Genomic DNA, 18165 nt, shown 5'->3' with positions numbered 1-18165 from the left:
TACAGCGGGTAAGGCTTGCTGCATCGTCTCTCGCTCGCGAAGCCGTCGTCAGGAGTGGACCGTGCTGCAACCGCCGCCTTCGTCCCTGCAGGTAGCCGCCGTTCCGGCCCAGCGGGTGCCGGCGCGAGACCGGGACCAGGACGCCCCCTGGCACACCGAGGCGGTGTGCCGGCGCGACGAGGCGGGCCTGTTCTTCGCACCCTCGAAGGAACCCACCGCCGCCCGGCTCTCCCGCGAGGAGGCGGCCAAGCGTGTCTGCGCGCGCTGTCCGGTGATGGTGGAGTGCCGGGAGCACGCGCTGCTCCAGCCGGAGCCCTACGGAGTCTGGGGCGGCCTGACCGCGGCCGAGCGCCGCGTGGTCCTGGCCCGCCGGCGACGCCGCGACCTGGAACTGAAGAAGACCGCCCGCCCGGCGGGCCGCATAGCGGCGGCCGGTTAGCCGAGAGGGCACCCTCTCCGCACAGAGGGTGCCCGGGCCGTCGCCGCGAGGACGGCCGCCGGGACCGGGGGAGTGCCCCCGGACCTCAGGCGCCCCGTCCCGCCGACGGCGTCACTTCGCCCGGTCGAAGTCCACCGCGCTGTACGCCCGCAGCTTGCTCAGCCGGTGCTCGGAGTCGATCCGCCGCACCGTCCCCGACTTCGACCGCATCACGATGGAGTCGGTCGTCGCCGTCTGCGACCGGTACCGCACCCCCCGCAGCAGCTCCCCGTCCGTGATCCCGGTCGCGACGAAGAACACGTTCTCCCCGGTCACCAGGTCCTCGGTGGTCAGCACCCGGTCCAGGTCGTGCCCCGCGTCCAGCGCCCGCCGCCGCTCCGCGTCGTCCTTCGGCCAGAGCCTGCCCTGGATCGTGCCGCCCAGGCACTTCACCGCACAGGCCGAGATGATCCCCTCGGGCGTACCGCCGATCCCGAGCAGCAGGTCGATGCCGGTGCCCTCGCGCAGCGCCAGGATCGACCCGGCCACATCGCCGTCGGAAATGAGCTTGATGCGGGCGCCGGTCTCCCGGACCTCCTGGATGAGGCCCTGGTGCCGGGGCCGGTCCAGGATGACGACGGTGACGTCCTCCGGCGTGACCCGCTTCGCCTTGGCGACCCGGCGGATGTTGACCGCGACGGGCGCGTTGATGTCGACGAAGTCGGCCGCCTCGGGGCCGGTGACCAGCTTGTCCATGTAGAAGACGGCGGACGGGTCGAACATCGAGCCCCGCTCGGCCGCCGCCAGCACCGCGATCGCGTTGGTCATGCCGTTCGCGGTGAGCGTGGTGCCGTCGATCGGGTCGACCGCGATGTCTACCTCGGCGCCGGTGCCGTCGCCGACCCGCTCGCCGTTGAAGAGCATCGGGGCCTCGTCCTTCTCCCCTTCGCCGATGACGACGACGCCGTTCATCGACACGGTCTGGACGAGGGTCCGCATGGCGCGCACCGCGGCGCCGTCCGCGCCGTTCTTGTCGCCGCGCCCGACCCAGCGGCCCGCGGCCATCGCCGCGGCCTCGGTCACCCGGACCAGCTCCATGGCGAGGTTGCGGTCGGGGGCCTCGGCGGGCACGTCCAGTTCGGACGGAAGATGATGATGCTCGGTCATCGAAACGCACCTTTCTGTACGACGACGGCCGGATGAGGGTATGACCATGACTCTATCGTTAGTCCTACTAAATGAGCAGGGGACCCCACGGATGAGCGCGCCGGGTACCTGCGACGATAGAAGGCGTGGCAGGCAGAAACGGCAAGCAGAAGACCGCGCGGAACATGATCTACTCGCTGGGCGTCACCGTCCTGGCGGGCCTCGTCATGTGGGCCTTCGTCCCGCACGACGACAAGGAGCCCGATCTCCGGCGCGTCGACTACCGGGTCGAGCTGCTCACCGCCCGCCGCGCCGCCCCGTACCCGGTGGCCGCGCCCGAGGGGCTGCCGAAGGAGTGGAAGGCGACGTCGGTCCGCTACCGGGGCGCCGAGCACGACACCTGGCACCTGGGCTTCCACACCCCGGGCGACCAGTACGTGCAGGTCCAGCAGTCGACGCAGAAGCCCTCGGCGTTCATCGACGAGGCGAGCCAGGGCGCGAGGGCGACCGGCGTCACCGAGGAGATCGGCGGCCGGTCCTGGACGCGCTACGAGGGCGGCCGCTACGACGCCCTGGTGCTGAAGGACACCGACGGCGTGAAGGGCGCGACCACGGTGGTGGCCGGCACCGGTCCGTTCGGCCAGCTGACGACGATGGCGGCGGCGCTGAAGCTGTCGTGACAGGGCGCGGCCCCGGCGTCCGAGGATGCCGGGGCCGCGTCGGTCGTGCCGCTCAGACGGTGGTGACGACCTCGTCGTACGCCAGCCGCGGGGAGCGCGGGAACCAGGCGTCGGGGCCGGGCTTGCCGATGTTGACGATCATCAGCGGGGTGTGGTCGTCGTCCAGGAACTCCTTGCGGACGCCCTCGTAGTCGAAGCCGGTCATCGGACCGGCGGCGAGGCCCGCGGCCCGGATGCCGAGGATGAAGTACCCGGCCTGGAGGGTGGCGTTGAGCGTCGCGGAGTTCTCCCGGACGGCGCGCTCGGAGAAGAACGCGTCCTTGGCCTGCGGGAAGTGCGGGAAGAGGGCCGGCAGCTCCTGGTGGAACTCGTTGTCCGCGGAGAGGATGGCGACCAGCGGCGCGGTGGCGGTCTTCGGGGCGTTGCCCTCGGACATGAGCTTCACCAGGCGCTCGCGGGCCTCGGGGGAGCGGACCAGCGTGACGCGCAGCGGGGACTGGTTGAAGGCGGTGGGGCCGTACTTGACCAGGTCGTAGATCGCCTGCACCTGCTCCTCGGTCACCGGCTCGTCGGTGAAGGTGTTCGCGGTGCGGGCCTCGCGGAACAGCAGGTCCTGGGCGGCGGGGTCAAGAACGAGAGACATGCGTCATCTTCCTCGAATGGTGCGGCGGGTCCCGGGGCGACGGGGGGTCCGCCGGCGGAGATCCGTTGACGGGGAGACCGTACGCCAAAGAAGTTCAAAGTTCAACAACGGTTCGGAGTGCGGACGCGGCAGGCGACCGCCGGGGAGGAGGCCGCCGTGCCGGCCTCCTCCCGGCCCGCCGCAGCCGGGGCCCCGTCCCCGTCCGTACGTCCCCCGGACACGATCCGGACACGCGCTGACCGGCCCGGACGCCGGCGGGCTGTCCGGGACAGCCCGTTGCCGTTGTCCTCCCCCCGCTCGCCTCGGCAGTCTCGGTGGCCGACGGGACGGGCCGCGGCCACCCAGCGCCGCCGGCCGGTCCCGGCCCAGGCATCGGCCACGAGGAGAAGACGTATGAGATCCCGACTGATCATCACGACCGCCGGAGCGGCGCTGGCCGTGGGCCTCGCGGCCACACAGGTCCACGCGGCCGGCGCCGGGGCCGCGGCATGCGGCTACGACGTGTGCGAGAGCACGACGAACGGTTCGGCCACGCTCTACCTCGACCGCTGGGCGGGCGGCGTCTGGGAGGTCTGTGACGACGCTTCCGACGGCATGCGGGCCAAGGCGACGGTCCGCTACGGCGGGCAGACCCTCAATCTGCAGACCACGGCGGGCTACGGGTCCTGCAGCTCCGGGCAGAGCCTCTACCCGACGCCCCGCAGCGGTGCCGTGGTCTCGTACACGGTCTGGGTGCAGGACGGCGCGGGCGGGACACCGCGCTACTCCAGCAGCGGCAGCTACACCTGGTGACCGCCCCGGAGTGACGGAGCCGGCGGGGAGGGAGGTCTCTTGGACCGGGGCCGGTGCCACCGAGCCGGAGCCCCGGAGAACCGTCCCGGGGAGCCCCGCTCCCTGGGACGGTCGTCCGGATCAGGTCGCGGGGAATCGGCTGTGCCTTCCAGGCCCCGCGTCCGCGGCGTGATCCGAACGACAGGCCCTAGGAGTCCCCCTCCGCGTCCCCGTCCCCCGCCTCCGCCTCCTCCGCCAGCGCGGCGTCCAGGCGGGCGCGGGCGCCGTCCAGCCAGCGGCGGCAGACCCTCGCCAGTTCCTCGCCCCGCTCCCACAGGGCGAGGGACTCCTCCAGCGTCGTACCGCCCGCCTCCAGCCGCCGTACGACCTCGATCAGCTCGTCCCGGGCCTGCTCGTAGCCGAGCGCCTCGGTACGGGCCGCCGTCTGCTCCACCTCGCTGGTCATCCACTCACCCTATGCGTCGATCCGGACAGCGTCCGCACGGAGAAGTCGCCCTCGGCGACCCGTGCGCGCAGCGTCTCGCCCTCGGTCACCTCGGCGGGGTCCCGGACGGCGTGGCCGTCGGCCCGCTGGAGCACCGCGTACCCCCGCTTCAGGGTCGCGGCGGGGGAGAGGGCCACCACGCGCGCGCGGGTGTGCGTCAGCTCCGAGTCCGCGCGGTCCAGCTGGTGGCGCAGGGTGCGCCGGCCCCGCTCCAGCAGCGCGGTGACCTGCCCGTCGCGCTCGTCGACCATCCGGTGCGGGTCCTGTATCGACGGCCGGGCCAGCGCGTGGGCCAGCCCCCGCTCCTCCCGGTCGAGGTACGCCGCCACGCAGCGCCGCGCGCGGTCCCGCAGCAGCCGTACCCGCTCGTGCTCCTCGCCGACGTCCGGCACCACCTTCTTCGCCGCGTCGGTCGGCGTGGAGGCGCGCACGTCGGCCACGTGGTCGAGGAGCGGGTTGTCCGGCTCGTGGCCGATGGCCGAGACCACCGGCGTACGGCACTGGGCGACCACCCGGACGAGCTGCTCGTCGGAGAACGGCAGCAAATCCTCCACGCTGCCGCCGCCGCGCGCCACGACGATCACGTCCACCTCGTCCAGGTCGTCCAGCTCCTTCACGGCCTGGACGACCTGCGGCACCGCGTGCACGCCCTGCACCGCCACGTTGCGCACCTCGAAGCGGACGGCGGGCCAGCGGTGCCGGGCGTTCTCCAGGACGTCCCGCTCGGCGGCCGAGGCACGCCCGCAGACCAGGCCGATGAGCTGGGGCAGGAACGGCAGCGGCTTCTTGCGCTCCGGCGCGAACAGGCCCTCCCGCGCCAGCGCCTTCTTCAGCTGCTCCAGGCGGGCCAGCAGCTCCCCGACACCGACCGGCTTGATCTCGGCGGCGCGCAGCGACAGCTGCCCGCGCGGCGCGTACCACTCCGGCTTGGCCCGGACGACGACCCGGGCGCCCTCCCCGACGACGTCCGCGACCGCCTCGAAGACCTGCCGGTAACAGGTCACGCTCACCGAGATGTCGTGCGACGGGTCGCGCAGGGTCAGGAACACCACCCCCGCGCCCGGCCGCCGCGACAACTGGGTGATCTGCCCCTCCACCCAGATCGCCCCGAGCCGGTCGATCCAGCTCCCGATCAGCCGCGACACCTCCCCGACGGGCAGCGGCGACTCCGGACTCGTGTGCACAGCCATGCCGCGAGCGTAACGGCCCGTACTGACAGAGCCCCCGGAACCCGGGGAGGACCGGCCGCCCTCAGGGGCCCGGGGCGCGCGACAGCGGGGGCGGGTCGCGCCGGGCGGGGCGGCTCTGCACCACCAGCACCACCAGCCCCACCGCCAGCCAGACCGCCGCCACCACCTGCGCCGTCCTGGACGCCTCCACGATCACCGCCACCGTGATCGCCGCGCCGACGACCGGCACCAGCGCGTGCCGCCACCAGCTCACCGCCCCCGCCCCCCGCCGCACCACGAAGTACCCCACCACGCTCGCGTGCAGCAGCGTGAACGCGGCCAGCGCGCCCAGGTTGACCACCGACGTCAGGTGGTCCAGCCCGTCGTCCCGCCGGGCCGCCCACACCGCCGCCACCAGCGTGATCACCGCCGCGACCAGCAGCGCCACCCGCGGCACACCCGACGAGGTCCGCCCCAGCACGGCCGGCAGCCGCCGGTCCCGGCCCATCGCGAACAGCAGCCGCCCGGCCGCCGCCTGCCCCGCCAGCGCCGCGAACGCCGCGCCGATCGCCTTGCTCACCGCCACCAGGTCGTGCAGCCACGTCCCCACGGACGTGTCCACCGTGTCGTAGAACGCCGACCCCTGCCGCACCGGATCGGCCGCCAGCTCCGCCGACGACACCGGTGTCAGCAGCGCCGCCAGATACGTCTGCGCCACGAACAGCACCCCGGCCAGCGCCAGACAGAACAGCAGCGCCCGCGCCACCTTCGCCGACCCCCCGGTCACCTCCTCCGCGAACGTCGCGATCGCGTCGAAGCCCAGGTACGACAGGACCGCCACCGACACCGCGCCGACCACCGCCGACACCGCGAACGCGCCCTGCGCGCCGTCCCCGCTCAGCGGCGACAGCCAGCCCCGCTCGGCGCCGTCCCGCACCAGCGTCACGACCGCCGCCACCACGAACACCACCAGGACGACGATCTCCAGGGCCAGCACCGCGAACCCCACCCGGGCCGCCGTCCGCACCCCCCACAGGTTCAGCAGCGTCGTCACCACCACCGCCAGCGCCGTCCACACCCACCGCGACACCTCCGGCACCAGCTCGTTCATCGCGATGCCGGAGAAGAGGTAGGCGACGGCCGGGATGAGGACGTAGTCCAGCATCGCCATCCACCCCGCGACGAAACCGGCCCCCCGGCCGAGCCCCGCGCGCGCGTAGGCGAACACCGACCCCGCCTGCGGCACCACCCGCACCATCTGCGCGTAACTGAACGCGGTGAACGCCATCGCCACCGTCGCGACGACGTACACCAGCGCCACCGCACCGTGCGACCTGGCGTCCAGCGTGCCGAACACGCCGACCGGCGCCATCGGCGCGATGAACAGCAGCCCGTAGACCACCAGGTCACGGAAGCCCAGCGTGCGCCGCAGCGCGTCGTGCTCCTCGGCCCGGTGGGCCCCTGCGCCGGTCTCGGACATCGCGCCTCCGCCAGTACCCCTGCAGCTCCCCGCCAGTCTCCCCGCCAACGCGCCCCCCACGCGATCTCTGGCCCGCCATACGCGGCCGTACGATGGACCGCATGACTGCTTCGCCTGGCCGCCGTGTCCTGCTCGCCGCTCCCCGTGGCTACTGCGCGGGTGTGGACCGCGCCGTGATCGCCGTCGAGAAAGCGCTGGAGCAGTACGGCGCTCCCGTCTACGTCCGGCACGAGATCGTGCACAACAAGTACGTCGTGCAGACCCTGGAGAAGAAGGGCGCGGTCTTCGTCGAGCGGACGGAGGAGGTCCCGCCGGGCAACATCGTGATGTTCTCCGCGCACGGCGTCGCCCCCGTCGTCCACGAGGAGGCGAAGCGCGGCCGGCTCGCCACCATCGACGCGACCTGCCCCCTGGTCACCAAGGTGCACAAGGAAGCCGTCCGGTTCGCCAACGAGGACTACGACATCCTGCTGATCGGCCACGAGGGCCACGAGGAGGTCATCGGCACCTCCGGCGAGGCCCCCGAGCACATCCAGCTCGTCGACGGCCCCGGCGACGTCGCCAAGGTCGAGGTCCGGGACGAGTCCAAGGTGGTCTGGCTCTCCCAGACCACCCTCTCCGTCGACGAGACCATGGAGACCGTCGACGCGCTGAAGGAGAAGTTCCCGCGGCTGGTCTCCCCGCCCAGCGACGACATCTGCTACGCCACGCAGAACCGCCAGCTCGCCGTGAAGCAGATGGGCGCCGAGGCCGACCTCGTCATCGTCGTCGGCTCCCGCAACTCCTCCAACTCGGTGCGCCTGGTCGAGGTCGCCAAGCAGGCCGGCGCCCGCGCCGCGTACCTGGTCGACTTCGCCGACGAGATCGACGAGACCTGGCTGGAGGGCGTCACCACGGTCGGCGTCACCTCCGGCGCCTCCGTCCCGGAGGACCTGGTGGAGCAGGTCCTGGAGTACCTCGCCGCGCACGGTTTCGGCGACGTGGAGATCGTCAAGGCGGCGGAGGAGTCCATCACCTTCTCCCTCCCCAAGGAGCTCCGCCGGGACCTGCGCGAGGAGGCGGCGGCGCTGGTCGCGGAGCGCGGCGGATCGGGCACCTCCGGGGCGTGAGGGCCGGGGGCAGGCCGTAACGTGGTGGCATGCAGATCTTCGGCGTGGACATCGGCGGATCGGGCATCAAGGGCGCCCCTGTGGACCTCGACAGGGGCGACCTGGCCCAGGAGCGCTGCAAGGTGCTCACCCCGCACCCGGCGACGCCCGACGGCGTGGCCGACGGGGTACGGCAGGTCGTGGAGCACTTCGGCTGGACCGGCCCGGTCGGCCTGACCTTCCCGGGCGTGGTCACCGACGGCGCGACCGTCCGCACCGCGGCCAATGTCGACAAGAGCTGGATCGACACCGACGCCCGCGCCCTGTTCAGCGAGCGCCTGGGCGGCCTGCCGGTGACGGTCGTCAACGACGCGGACGCGGCCGGTGTCGCCGAGACCCACTTCGGCGCCGGACGCGGGCGCAAGGGCACGGTCATCCTCCTCACCTTCGGCACGGGCATCGGCAGCGCCGTCTTCACCGACGGCGTCCTGGTCCCCAACACCGAGCTGGGCCACCTGGAGCTGGACGGCCACGAGGCCGAGAAGCGGGCCTCCAGCAAGGTCAAGGACGATCACGACATGTCCTGGGAGCACTGGGGCCACCGGGTGAAGAAGTACCTCGCCCACGTCGAGATGCTCTTCTCGCCCGAGCTGTTCATCATCGGCGGCGGCGTCAGCCGCAAGGCCCAGAAGTTCCTGCCCTACCTCGACGGCCTCCGCGCCGAGATCGTCCCCGCCGAGCTGCAGAACAACGCGGGGATCGTCGGCGCGGCGATGCGGGCGGCGGAGGACCACGGGCAGCGGGCGGCGGACTGACGCCAGGCCCCGTCCGGTGCCCTGGCCGCTCCGGCCGGGGTGAGGCCGGGCCACCCGGTCGCCCCGGCCCGGCTGAGGTCAGGTCACGGCGCCGACCGCCTCGCGGATCAGCTCCGCCACGGCCGCCGGCCGGGAGACGGCCACCGCGTGCGAGGCACCGTCCAGCTCGACGGTCCTCGCACCGGCCCGCTCGGCGGCGAACCGCACCACCTCCGGGTTGACCGCCCGGTCCGCGCCGGCCACGAGCACCCAGGAGGGCTTCGTGCGCCAGGCTGCCGCCCCCGGCACCTCGGTGAACACGGACGCGGCGAGCGGGCGCTGGGTCGCGGCCAGCACCCGGGCGACGGACGGCGAGACATCGGCGGCCACCACCTCGCCGAAGGCCTCCGGGGCCACGCTGACCTCGGTGGCGGCGGCCCCGCCGCCGGCCGGATAGGTCCAGCTCTCCAGGTGGTCCGCGAGGGCCGGGGGCGCGAAGCGGTCCTGGAGCGCGCCGAGGCTCTCCCCCTCCTCCGGCGCACAGGCGGCCACGTAGACGAGACCGACGACGTTCCGCGCGGTCCCGGCCACCGTGATGACCGCGCCGCCGTAGGAGTGGCCGACCAGCACCACCGGGCCGCCGATCTGGGCGATCCGCGAGGTCACGTACGCGGCGTCGGCGGCCAGCCCGCGCAACGGGTTCGCCACCGCGACGACGGGGACACCGGCCCGTTGCAACTCGTCGATGACACCGAGCCAGCTCGCCGCGTCGGCGAAGGCGCCGTGCACGAGGACCACGGTGGGGGAGACAAAGGACATGGCGGCCCTGCTCTTTCTCTGTTCGGCCGGAGACGACGGCCCGGGGAGGATGGGTCCGCGCACACGGCGAGGAAGGCTCAGTCGCCGGGGTGGGCGCCGGAGGCGGAGAGCTGCCACTCGCTGGGAGACACGCCGTACGTCTGCCGGAAGACCCGGCTGAAGTGCGAGGGGTTGGCGAAGCCCCAGGTCTGGGCGACGGCCGCGACCGTGCGCCGGCGGTTGCGGGAGCGGCCGAGGTCGAGACGGCACGCGGCCAGCCGCCGCTGCCGTACGTACGTGCTCACGGTCGTGCCACCGGCGTGGAACAGCTTGTGCAGGTAACGGACGGAGATGTGGTGGGCGCGGGCGATGGACTCGGGCGACAGGTCCGGGTCCATGAGGTTCTCCTCGATGTGGGACCTGATCCTGACCAGCAGATCGCTGCCCGGGTCGGACCCGGCCGGCCGGTGCGGCTCCAGCAGCTCGGCCACGAGCAGGGCGATCAGGTCGACCGCGTTGAGCGCCAGCCGCCGGCCGGTCGCCGAGTCCGCGAGGCCGCCCTCGGCGGTCAGGGTGTCGAGGAAACCGGCGATCAACGCCGGCACCCCGTGGGTCGCGTCGACCCGGAGCCGTGACAGGTGCCGCAGCTGAGCCGGTGCGACGCCGAGCTGGGAGCAGGGGACGCGGAAGAACGTGAGCCTCGGGTCCCGGGCGAGCCGCAGATGGTGCGGGGCGTCGAGCAGGACCATGTCGCCGAGACCGAGGTCGAGGTCGGGGGAGGAGTGCGAGTCCTCCCCGGTATCCGCGTCCCGGGCACGGCGTGTCAGCCCGAGGTACAGGAAGGCGTCGCCCTCGTCCCGCGCGGTCCAGGGGAGCGTGGTGCAGTTCCCCGAGTCGGCGCCCCGGGACACCTGGGGAGCGAGGTGCGCGGGGTGCGCGGGCATGCGGGAAATGACCGACCTGGTCATGTGAACTCCAGTCGCGTCGTCGTCGTTGCTGACGTGCGTGAATGTGGATGAATGCCGTGAGGAACCGGGGGGCTGCGGGCCGCCCGGTCACGCGGTCACGAGAGGCCCTCGGCCAGGAAGGCGTCGACCACCGCGTTGAACGCGGCGGGATTCTCCAGGAAGGGGAAGTGGCTGCTGGCCACGGTGGTGGGGAAGGTGTGCAGGCGCGCGTCGGGGATGCGGTCGGCGACGTACCGCTGCGAGGCCGGATCGACATGACTGCCGTCGCAGGCGATGACCAGGGTCGGCACGTCCACCCGGGGCAGGACGTCCCGCCAGTCCTGAGCGCAGTGGTCGAAGAGCAGGGGGACACCGGCGTACGCCGGGGTGGACCTGATCTGCTCGGCGACGAAGGCGAGCAGACCGGGGTCGGGACTGCCGGAGAACATGCCGCGCACGAACTCCTGCCGCACGCGCTCCCCGTCCGGACCGGCCAGCCCCGTGGCCAGTTCCAGCAGGCCGGACACGTCGAAGATGGCGCCGCTGTCGCGCTGCTCCTCGGCGCTCATCCAGGGCACGGCCGCCACGGCGGCCGGCTGGTCCACGGCGACGAACCGGCGGATGCGGCCGGTCCCCCACTGGTCGATGAAGCTCCACCACACGGACACGCCCATCGACCAGCCCAGCGCGTCGAAACGGTCCAGCCCCAGGTGGTCGACCAGGCCGAGGACGTCCCGGGCGAGGCGGGCGATGCGGTACCCGTGGTGGGGTTTGCCCGATATGCCGTGGCCGCGCTGGTCCAGGGTCACCACCCGCCGGCCCGGTGCGAGGCCCGTCACCTGGTGCCGGAACATCTCCTGGGTCTGCCCCCAGCCGTGCAGCATGACCAGCGGCACGCCGTCACCGCCGCTGTCCCGATAGGTCAGCCGCACCCCGTCGTTCGTCGTCAGCTCACCCATGGTCGTTCCCACTCCGCCGCTCCGTTTCCCTGCGGTCCATCCGGCCCGCCCGCCGTGTGGGCGGTGCCGGGTACCGCCCGACCAGTGTGATCCGCGGGGCCTTCACGACACCACCGCGCTCCGTAGGGATCGGCCGGAGAAAACCACGTCACTCTGTAGCAGCGCGGCCCACGATCCGCCGGAACCGGGCCGGTCCGCGCTCAGGTGGACACCCGTGCGCTCAGCCGACGGCGCCGGTGCCCGTCGGCTCGATGAGGCCGTGCAGGCGCAGGCCGAGGTGGAGCACGAGGCGGTCGGCGCCGTTGTCGAGGTCGAGCCCGGTGATCTCCTGCACCTGCCGCAGCCGGTAGTACAGGGAGGTGCGGTGGATCTGGAGGGCCTCCGAGGTCCGCGGCACCGAACCGGCGTGCTCCAGGAAGGTGCTCAGCGTCTCCACCAGGCGCGGGCCGCCGGGGGCCGCGAGGAGGGTGCGCAGCGCCTGCGGCAGCACGGTGGCGTTCAGGACACGGTCCGGCAGTTGCAGCAGCACGCTGTACTCCCCGAGCTCGTCCCAATGCCCGATCCGGCCCAGGTGCGGCAGCCGGAGCGCGGCGCGCGTCCCGACGAGCGCCTGCTCGTACGAGACCCAGGCGTCGGCGACGCCCGGCTGCGAGCTCCCGACGCCGAGGACGGAGTCGGTGCCGGGCCCGAGATAGGTCCCGAGGGCCTGGAGGATGCCGTGCGACTGGCCGCGCAGCGCCTGAGGCTCCGGTGGCCGTTCGCCGTACTGGAGCAGTACAGCACGGTCGGAGGCGAAGGCGACGGCGTCCTGCACCCACCGGCTCCGGCGGACCGTCTCCAGCGCCGCCCGCAGCGCGGTCTCCACCTGGCCCGGAGGCTCGTCGGTGCGGGTCACCCGGACGAAGGTGACCTGCGCGTGCCGGGCGTCCGCGGCGTCGCCCGCGGCGGTCAGGAAGTGGTGCCCGGCACCGGCCCGCGCGGTGGCGCTGGCGCTCAGCAGGGCCAGCAGCCGTTCCTGCGCCTCCGCCTCCCCGGCACGGCCCGCGAGCCGCTCGGCGTACATCTGGGCCGCGATCAGCCGCGCCGACTTGTCGATGTCGGCCGTCTCCCCGTCCGTCAGGTCCTTGCCGGGCGAGAGGACCATGAGCAGACCGAGCAGGTGGCCGCGTTCCCGCAGCGGTACGCAGTAACGGCTGTGCAGGCCCAGCTCGTCACAGCCTTCGATGTACCCCGGCCTCGACCACTGCGCGACGCCCTGTCCGAGGACGAACCGGACGATCTCGTCGTCCGCGCGTCCCTGCAGCAGGCTGCGCACGCGGACCGGATCGGCGTCGTCGAAGTGCCGGCTGGAGTGGATCAGCCGGACCAGCGGGTCGTCCAGCACCACGGAACGCCGGAGCCGGCCGGCCAGCTCCTCCACGAGCCCCAGCAGCACCTCGCTGCCCACCTGCGCCCGTCCCTGCTCGCCCGCCATGCCGTTCCTTCCCCGGAGCCCTTCCTACAGCAAGAGGAAGAGCGGCCCCTCACTTCCTACAGTCTGCGGTAAGTCTCGGCACGACCGGAATGCCGCCACCGGCACGGGGCCGGGTCGACTGCACTGTCGGACAAGAGCCGTGCACGGATCGGCAGGACGATCGCCGGCCCGGTGCGTCCGGGGAAAGCCGACGGGGCCCGACTCGGAGGAGTCGGGCCCCATGGGATGCCGATGTGCGGGGGTGGCGGGGGTGGCGGGCTCGGCGCCCCTCAGGCGACGCCGCGCTCCCGTGCCGCGGCCCGGCGCCGCACCAGCCTGATCCGGCGCACGATCACGATCGTCCCGGCGATCAGCGTCCCGCCGTAGAGCCACCCGGCCTCCATGGCCAGCGCCGTCACGAAGCCGCCCAGCGCGCCGGTGAAGCCGTCGCCGCCGTCCGCCACGGTGGTCAGGCCCACGGCGAAGGCGATCGGCACGACGATCGGGGCGGTCAGCAGATCGCCCCGCCGCACCCAGACCGCGGTCAGCACGCACGCGGGAAGGAACAGCACGCCGTACACCGTCCGCGACGACCCGAACAGCAGCTGGTCGAGGAACCCGGACGCCAGCATCACCGCCGCGCAGAACAGCCCGCCGCCCAGCCCGGTCAGCCGGGGATTGGGCAGACGGCGCAGCAGGGGCGGAGCGGCCGGCGACGGCACGGGCCCGCGCGGGGCGCCGCCGCGGACCGACCGCTGGGCGCCCGGGCCGGGCGCGCGGGCAGGTCGGGGCCGGCCCTCCGGCCCCCGGCCCTGCGGGGGCAGCGGCGGCCGGCCGCGTCGCGGTCCGTACTGGGCAGGTCGCGTCCTGTGTTGCTCCACTGGTCCAACTTAGGTCGGTTAATGTGCACAATCCGCTCTCGGACACGCCGAGAAGCCCGTCTGGCCATGCGTTCGACTGCCCGCACGAAGCCTTCCGCACACCCCGTAGACTGGTGGATCGGCCCCGTCCGGGCCCCGCTCCCTCCGCATCCTCACGTACGGGAAGTCGCAACGTGTCGCTCACGATCGGAATCGTCGGTCTGCCGAATGTCGGCAAGTCGACCCTGTTCAACGCCCTGACCAAGAACGACGTGCTGGCGGCCAACTACCCGTTCGCCACGATCGAGCCCAACGTCGGCGTGGTCGGTGTCCCCGATCCCCGCCTGGCGAAGCTGGCCGAGATCTTCTCCTCCGAGAAGGTCCTCCCCGCCACGGTCGACTTCGTCGACATCGCGGGCATCGTGCGCGGCGCCAGCGAGGGCGAGGGCCTGGGCAACAAGTTCCTCGCGAACATCCGTGAGTCCGACGCGATCTGCCAGGTCATCCGCGCCTTCAAGGACGAGAACGTCGTCCACGTCGACGGCAAGGTCTCGCCCAAGGACGACATCGAGACGATCAACACCGAGCTGATCCTCGCCGACCTTCAGACCATCGAGAAGGTCCTGCCGCGCCTCCAGAAGGAGTCGCGCATCAAGAAGGACATCGCCCCCAAGGTCAAGGCCGTCGAGGAGGCCAAGGAGATCCTGGAGAAGGGCGACACCCTCTTCGCCCACGGCATCGTCCAGGGCGGCGAGCGCGCGGAACTGCTCCACGACCTCCACCTCCTCACCACCAAGCCCTTCCTCTACGTCTTCAACGTCGACGAGGACGAGCTGACCGACGAGGACTTCAAGAACGAGCAGCGCGCCCTGGTCGCCCCCGCCGAGGCGATCTTCCTCAACGCCAAGCTGGAGGCGGACCTCGCCGAGCTGGACGAGGAGGACGCCATGGAACTGCTGGAGTCCGTCGGCGCCACCGAACCCGGCCTCGCCACCCTCGCCCGCGTCGGCTTCGACACCCTCGGCCTCCAGACCTACCTGACGGCCGGCCCCAAGGAATCCCGCGCCTGGACCATCAAGAAGGGCGCCACCGCCCCCGAGGCCGCCGGTGTCATCCACACCGACTTCCAGAAGGGCTTCATCAAGGCGGAGGTCATCTCCTTCGACGACCTGGTGGAAACGGGCTCGGTGACCGAGGCCCGCGCGAAGGGCAAGGCGCGCATGGAGGGCAAGGACTATGTGATGCGGGACGGGGATGTGGTGGAGTTCCGCTTCAACGTCTGACACGCCTGGCGAAAGGCCGCCTGACCTCCGGAGGAGCGGGTCGGGCGGCCTTTGCGGTCCGCGCGGAGTCGCCGCGCCGTCTCCTTGCCGCGACCGCGTCCTGATCGGTTCCGGACCCGCCGGCGCACCACGGCTCAGCCGAACTCCTGCGGCGGGGCGTCCGGTGCGGCTCAACGGCAGAGCTTCATGATGGTGGCGTCGAAGTCGGGAAACTCCCGTGTGGCCCGCGCGATGATCGCCGCTGCCGCGCTCGGCGCTTCGGGGCGAATCGCTCCGCGACGGCTGCCAGGCCGCGATCGGCCCGGGGAGCCCGATCCGGCCCGGGTTCGTACGAGGTGGCTGCTTCCCACGGACCGAAGCCGTCAGCCAGCAGCCACAGGAAGGCGCTCAGGTCGCGAGCGACGGCGCCTGTCTCTCCTTCGGAACCCAGGAAGACAATCGGCTGCTCGACCAGTTCCCGGCCGGGGCGAACCAGCCGGAGCGCCGCGTTCCCGCCGGTGCCGTCCTGGCCGACCACACGGAAGTCGTCGCCGTTCAGGTCGCCGCTGCCTGTCCATGCGCGGAACCACTCGGTGGTCTCATCGGCACTCAGGACGGATCCGAACGGTTCGACGCCGACACCGTCCTCGCCGATGAGCTCACGCCGGACCGCCATGGCGGCGGCGAGCGGGAGGGGGAACCGGCGATCTCCGTCGGCGGTCATGCGAGGAGAGCAGCGATCGGCCGGAGCGCGGCGGCGTGCCCGGTACCGAGACCTCGCTGACCGGTGAGGGAGCCGGCGGCCAGGTGGTCGTCAAGGGGGAGAGCCTGAGACGGACACCGGCCGGCCGGACCGTCTCCGTCGAGCCCAGGGACACCCTGGGCGTCCGGGCCGTCCGCGCCCTGTCCGCCCGCGGCGTCCTCGTCGGAACCGTGCACTCCGCGCAACTCCCCGCCCTCTACGCCGCCACCTCCCCCGACGCCGAGCCCGGCGGCTTCTACGGGCCCGCGGGACCGGGCCACCTCGGCGGCGCCCCCGGGCCGCAGAAGCTGTACGGCCCGCTGCGCGACCCCGAGGAGGCGGGCCGCGTCTGGCGGGTCTCCGAGGAACTCACCGGGGTGCGGATCGCGGGGTAGGGCCCGGTCAGCCGGCCGTGCGGGGGACGCGCTTCTCCCAGGTGCGGTGGAACAGCACCTCGTCGCCGTCCGTGCAGATCACCTCGTTCGACGTGATGAAGTCCGCCGCGTCGCAGCTGATCTCGGAGCGGGTGCGCACGCGCGCGTCCCAGCCGAGGTCCGGGCGGCGCAGCCGGACCGTCCACTCCGAGCGGGTGCGGGCCGACAGCGGGTCCGCCTCCTGGATCGTGTACGTCTCCCGCGCGTCCTCGGTGAACTCCAGCCCGTCCGGGTACACGCGCGTGCCGCCGTAGCGCGGGTCGACCTCCAGCCGCCAGGTGCCGGCGGCCACGTCCCGTACCACCAGCCGCTCCGGGCGCGGCGCGGCCGGTGACGCGGGGGTGCGGACGTCCAGCGGCGGGGCCTGCTCGGGCGCGGCGAAGGCGATGGCGTCGTCGTCCGCGGACGCGGGGGCGCGGACCGGGAGTTCGAGGACGCTGCCGTCCGGGTCCAGGGTGAAGCCCGCCTCGGAGCCGGGCTGGGGCCAGATCCACGGCCAGTACGCCGACGAGACGGCGAGCCGGACCCGGTGGCCGGGCGGGAAGGCGTGCCCGATGCCGTTCAGCTCGAAGGTGACGTCCTCGGTGGCGCCGGGCGGCCACGGCTCGGCCCGGTCGCGGCCGTGGCGGGCGGAGAGGTTGAGGACACCCCGGGTGACCAGGGTGGAGGAGCCGTCCGGGGCGACGTCGCAGAGGCGGGCGACGACCTGTCCGCGCGGTACGTCGCAGCGCAGCCGCAGCCGTACGCGCGGCCGGCCCAGGACCCGGGTCTCCTCGTCCACGGTGAAGTCGAAGCAGGCCGAGCGGGCGTCCTCCTCCCGCTGGTCGGGCGGGAGGTCGGCGTCGTTGCCGAAGGGGAAGAAGCGGCCCGCGTCGACGCCGGTGTGCTGCGGCGAGCGGACCGGAACCGGGTGGCCCCGGAGGGCGAGGGCGACGGTGGTGACGTCGGGGGAGGGCCAGGACGGTTCGCCCACCCAGCGGCCCGGCAGGGTGTCGTGGACGGTGGCCGGGGGGTGGGAGTCGCTGATCCAGGCGCGCAGCGCGGGGTCGCGGCGTACGCCGGTGTCCTCGCCCTTGAGCCACTGGTCCCACCAGCGCAGGGTCTCCTGGAGAAAACCGATCGCGGGACCCGGCGGCAGACCGCGGTCCGGGTACTGGTGCGACCAGGGGCCGATCAGGCCCCGGGTCCGGTCGGCGGGCAGGTGTTCGAGCAGGCGGAACACCGTGTCCCGGTACGGGTCGTGCCAGCCGCCCACCGCGAGGACGGCCGCGTCGATCGCGCCGTAGTCCTCGCAGACGCTGCCGTGCTGCCAGTAGGCGTCGCGGGTCTGGTGGTCCAGCCAGGTGTGCAGGAGGGGCTCCACGTGCTCCAGCCGGGAGCGCCACAGGTCGCGCCAGCCCTCGCCGGCGTACCGGGGGTCCGGCGGGCGGGAGGCGAAGGCGAGCATCGTCGCCGCCCAGGCGTGCATGTCGACGGCGAGGACGGAACCGCCCATGTAGTGCACGTCGTTGTCGTAGCGGTCGTCGGTGGAGCAGACGGTGACGACCGCCTTGAGCGGCTCGGGGGCGAGCGCGGCGATCTGCAGGGAGTTGAAGCCGCCCCAGGAGATGCCGAACATGCCGACCCGGCCGTCGCACCAGGGCTGCGCCGCCAGCCACTCGATCACCGCGACGCCGTCGGCCAGTTCCGTCGCGTCGTACTCGTCGCCCGGCAGGCCCTCGCTGTTGCCGTGCCCGCGGACGTCCACGCGGACGGAGGCGTAGCCGTGGCCCGCGTAGTAGGGGTGGCGCTGGGCGTCGCGCGGGGCGGTCCAGTCGGAGAGCCGGTAGGGGAGGTACTCCAGGAGCGCCGGGACGGGGCCGCCGGTCACCGGGCGCCAGACGCGCGCGTACAGGCGGGTGCCGTCCGGGAGCGGGATGCGGAGGTCCTCGCAGGTGGTGGCGTGGGGGAAGGCGGTGCGGAAGTGCATGGGCGGTTCCAGAGGGGTGGGGGGAGGTCCGTCGGGGCGCGGCGTAC

The 18165-nt window shown here is 73.0% G+C and carries 18 protein-coding genes and 1 pseudogene; 7 read left to right on the top strand and 12 right to left on the bottom strand.

The features are described 5' to 3' along the window. Positions 1 to 61: 61 nt before the first annotated feature. Positions 62 to 439, top strand: a complete 378-nt coding sequence (locus tag Sdagh_RS14560; RefSeq protein ID WP_189415403.1) for a WhiB family transcriptional regulator — start codon at positions 62 to 64, stop codon at positions 437 to 439. Between the two features lie 111 nt (positions 440 to 550). Here the strand turns inward: Sdagh_RS14560 and glpX are convergent, their stop codons facing one another. Next, entirely contained in the window at positions 551 to 1585 is a 1035-nt protein-coding gene (gene glpX / locus Sdagh_RS14555; RefSeq protein ID WP_189415401.1) for a class II fructose-bisphosphatase, read from the bottom strand. Positions 1586 to 1710: 125 nt separating this feature from the next. Between glpX and Sdagh_RS14550 the strand changes: the two genes are divergently transcribed. Beyond that, entirely contained in the window at positions 1711 to 2244 is a 534-nt protein-coding gene (locus Sdagh_RS14550; protein ID WP_189415399.1) for a DUF4245 domain-containing protein, read from the top strand. Positions 2245 to 2296: 52 nt separating this feature from the next. On the opposite strand, the gene Sdagh_RS14545 is transcribed toward Sdagh_RS14550, so the two are convergent. Next, positions 2297 to 2887, bottom strand: a complete 591-nt coding sequence (locus Sdagh_RS14545; protein ID WP_189415397.1) for a malonic semialdehyde reductase — start codon at positions 2885 to 2887, stop codon at positions 2297 to 2299. 393 nt (positions 2888 to 3280) lie between these two features. Between Sdagh_RS14545 and Sdagh_RS14540 the strand changes: the two genes are divergently transcribed. Further along, positions 3281 to 3679 (top strand): hypothetical protein, encoded by a 399-nt coding sequence (locus Sdagh_RS14540; RefSeq protein WP_189415395.1) that lies wholly within the window; start codon positions 3281 to 3283, stop codon positions 3677 to 3679. A 187-nt stretch (positions 3680 to 3866) separates the two neighbouring features. On the opposite strand, the gene Sdagh_RS14535 is transcribed toward Sdagh_RS14540, so the two are convergent. The 3 genes from Sdagh_RS14535 to Sdagh_RS14525 form a co-directional block, all read right to left on the bottom strand. Next, positions 3867 to 4124: an exodeoxyribonuclease VII small subunit gene (locus tag Sdagh_RS14535; protein ID WP_190077512.1), complete on the bottom strand. Its 258-nt coding sequence runs from the start codon at positions 4122 to 4124 to the stop codon at positions 3867 to 3869. Continuing rightward, positions 4121 to 5353 carry an exodeoxyribonuclease VII large subunit gene (gene xseA, locus Sdagh_RS14530; protein ID WP_190077511.1) on the bottom strand — a complete coding sequence of 411 codons (1233 nt, stop codon included), beginning with the start codon at positions 5351 to 5353 and terminating at the stop codon, positions 4121 to 4123. Before xseA ends, Sdagh_RS14535 begins: the two co-directional genes overlap by 4 nt. A gap of 61 nt (positions 5354 to 5414) precedes the next feature. Continuing rightward, positions 5415 to 6812: an APC family permease gene (locus Sdagh_RS14525; RefSeq protein ID WP_189415388.1), complete on the bottom strand. Its 1398-nt coding sequence runs from the start codon at positions 6810 to 6812 to the stop codon at positions 5415 to 5417. A 92-nt stretch (positions 6813 to 6904) separates the two neighbouring features. Here Sdagh_RS14525 and Sdagh_RS14520 point away from each other — a divergent pair, with 92 nt between their 5' ends. Both Sdagh_RS14520 and ppgK read left to right on the top strand, forming a co-directional pair. Continuing rightward, entirely contained in the window at positions 6905 to 7921 is a 1017-nt protein-coding gene (locus Sdagh_RS14520) for a 4-hydroxy-3-methylbut-2-enyl diphosphate reductase (protein ID WP_190077510.1), read from the top strand. 29 nt (positions 7922 to 7950) lie between these two features. Continuing rightward, complete coding sequence (gene ppgK / locus Sdagh_RS14515; RefSeq protein ID WP_189415384.1) at positions 7951 to 8715, top strand: polyphosphate--glucose phosphotransferase; 765 nt, start codon at positions 7951 to 7953, stop codon at positions 8713 to 8715. 78 nt (positions 8716 to 8793) lie between these two features. Here the strand turns inward: ppgK and Sdagh_RS14510 are convergent, their stop codons facing one another. From Sdagh_RS14510 to Sdagh_RS14490, 5 genes are all read right to left on the bottom strand, one after another. Further along, complete coding sequence (locus tag Sdagh_RS14510) at positions 8794 to 9513, bottom strand: alpha/beta fold hydrolase (RefSeq protein WP_189415382.1); 720 nt, start codon at positions 9511 to 9513, stop codon at positions 8794 to 8796. Between the two features lie 77 nt (positions 9514 to 9590). Then, the gene (locus tag Sdagh_RS14505) at positions 9591 to 10436 is read right to left on the bottom strand and encodes an AraC family transcriptional regulator (RefSeq protein WP_189415380.1); all 846 of its coding nucleotides are present in this window, start codon (positions 10434 to 10436) and stop codon (positions 9591 to 9593) included. 119 nt (positions 10437 to 10555) lie between these two features. Beyond that, the gene (locus Sdagh_RS14500; RefSeq protein WP_226535120.1) at positions 10556 to 11410 is read right to left on the bottom strand and encodes an alpha/beta fold hydrolase; all 855 of its coding nucleotides are present in this window, start codon (positions 11408 to 11410) and stop codon (positions 10556 to 10558) included. Between the two features lie 208 nt (positions 11411 to 11618). Next, entirely contained in the window at positions 11619 to 12872 is a 1254-nt protein-coding gene (locus Sdagh_RS14495) for a PucR family transcriptional regulator (protein WP_190008601.1), read from the bottom strand. 269 nt (positions 12873 to 13141) lie between these two features. Next, on the bottom strand, positions 13142 to 13732 hold the full coding sequence (locus Sdagh_RS14490) for a DUF6542 domain-containing protein (RefSeq protein WP_190077509.1): 591 nt from the start codon (positions 13730 to 13732) through the stop codon (positions 13142 to 13144). Between the two features lie 173 nt (positions 13733 to 13905). Between Sdagh_RS14490 and ychF the strand changes: the two genes are divergently transcribed. After that, positions 13906 to 14994, top strand: coding sequence for a redox-regulated ATPase YchF (gene ychF, locus Sdagh_RS14485; protein ID WP_189415374.1), 1089 nt, complete (start codon positions 13906 to 13908; stop codon positions 14992 to 14994). A gap of 184 nt (positions 14995 to 15178) precedes the next feature. Here the strand turns inward: ychF and Sdagh_RS14480 are convergent, their stop codons facing one another. After that, positions 15179 to 15697 carry an SMI1/KNR4 family protein gene (locus tag Sdagh_RS14480; protein WP_308288745.1) on the bottom strand — a complete coding sequence of 173 codons (519 nt, stop codon included), beginning with the start codon at positions 15695 to 15697 and terminating at the stop codon, positions 15179 to 15181. 146 nt (positions 15698 to 15843) lie between these two features. Here Sdagh_RS14480 and Sdagh_RS14475 point away from each other — a divergent pair. Continuing rightward, positions 15844 to 16110: pseudogene (locus Sdagh_RS14475) on the top strand (short chain dehydrogenase); the annotation flags it as partial. Between the two features lie 7 nt (positions 16111 to 16117). Here the strand turns inward: Sdagh_RS14475 and Sdagh_RS14470 are convergent. Next, the gene (locus Sdagh_RS14470) at positions 16118 to 18118 is read right to left on the bottom strand and encodes a CocE/NonD family hydrolase (RefSeq protein ID WP_190077508.1); all 2001 of its coding nucleotides are present in this window, start codon (positions 18116 to 18118) and stop codon (positions 16118 to 16120) included. Positions 18119 to 18165 lie beyond the last annotated feature (47 nt).

Origin of the sequence: Streptomyces daghestanicus (genome assembly GCF_020521275.1) — a bacterium.
Lineage (GTDB): Bacteria > Actinomycetota > Actinomycetes > Streptomycetales > Streptomycetaceae > Streptomyces > Streptomyces griseoviridis.
This window is presented reverse-complemented; position numbering and strand designations above follow the sequence as displayed.

Bases quoted from the DNA above. Each gene is read 5' to 3' on its own strand.
- Sdagh_RS14525 (WP_189415388.1), bottom strand. From the start codon at position 6,812: ATGTCCGAGACCGGCGCAGGGGCCCACCGGGCCGAGGAGCACGACGCG.
- Sdagh_RS14480 (WP_308288745.1), bottom strand. From the start codon at position 15,697: ATGACCGCCGACGGAGATCGCCGGTTCCCCCTCCCGCTCGCCGCCGCC.
- Sdagh_RS14545 (WP_189415397.1), bottom strand. From the start codon at position 2,887: ATGTCTCTCGTTCTTGACCCCGCCGCCCAGGACCTGCTGTTCCGCGAG.
- Sdagh_RS14470 (WP_190077508.1), bottom strand. From the start codon at position 18,118: ATGCACTTCCGCACCGCCTTCCCCCACGCCACCACCTGCGAGGACCTC.
- xseA (WP_190077511.1), bottom strand. From the start codon at position 5,353: ATGGCTGTGCACACGAGTCCGGAGTCGCCGCTGCCCGTCGGGGAGGTG.
- Sdagh_RS14510 (WP_189415382.1), bottom strand. From the start codon at position 9,513: ATGTCCTTTGTCTCCCCCACCGTGGTCCTCGTGCACGGCGCCTTCGCC.
- Sdagh_RS14535 (WP_190077512.1), bottom strand. From the start codon at position 4,124: ATGACCAGCGAGGTGGAGCAGACGGCGGCCCGTACCGAGGCGCTCGGC.
- glpX (WP_189415401.1), bottom strand. From the start codon at position 1,585: ATGACCGAGCATCATCATCTTCCGTCCGAACTGGACGTGCCCGCCGAG.
- Sdagh_RS14495 (WP_190008601.1), bottom strand. From the start codon at position 12,872: ATGGCGGGCGAGCAGGGACGGGCGCAGGTGGGCAGCGAGGTGCTGCTG.
- Sdagh_RS14520 (WP_190077510.1), top strand. From the start codon at position 6,905: ATGGACCGCATGACTGCTTCGCCTGGCCGCCGTGTCCTGCTCGCCGCT.
- ppgK (WP_189415384.1), top strand. From the start codon at position 7,951: ATGCAGATCTTCGGCGTGGACATCGGCGGATCGGGCATCAAGGGCGCC.
- Sdagh_RS14540 (WP_189415395.1), top strand. From the start codon at position 3,281: ATGAGATCCCGACTGATCATCACGACCGCCGGAGCGGCGCTGGCCGTG.
- Sdagh_RS14505 (WP_189415380.1), bottom strand. From the start codon at position 10,436: ATGCCCGCGCACCCCGCGCACCTCGCTCCCCAGGTGTCCCGGGGCGCC.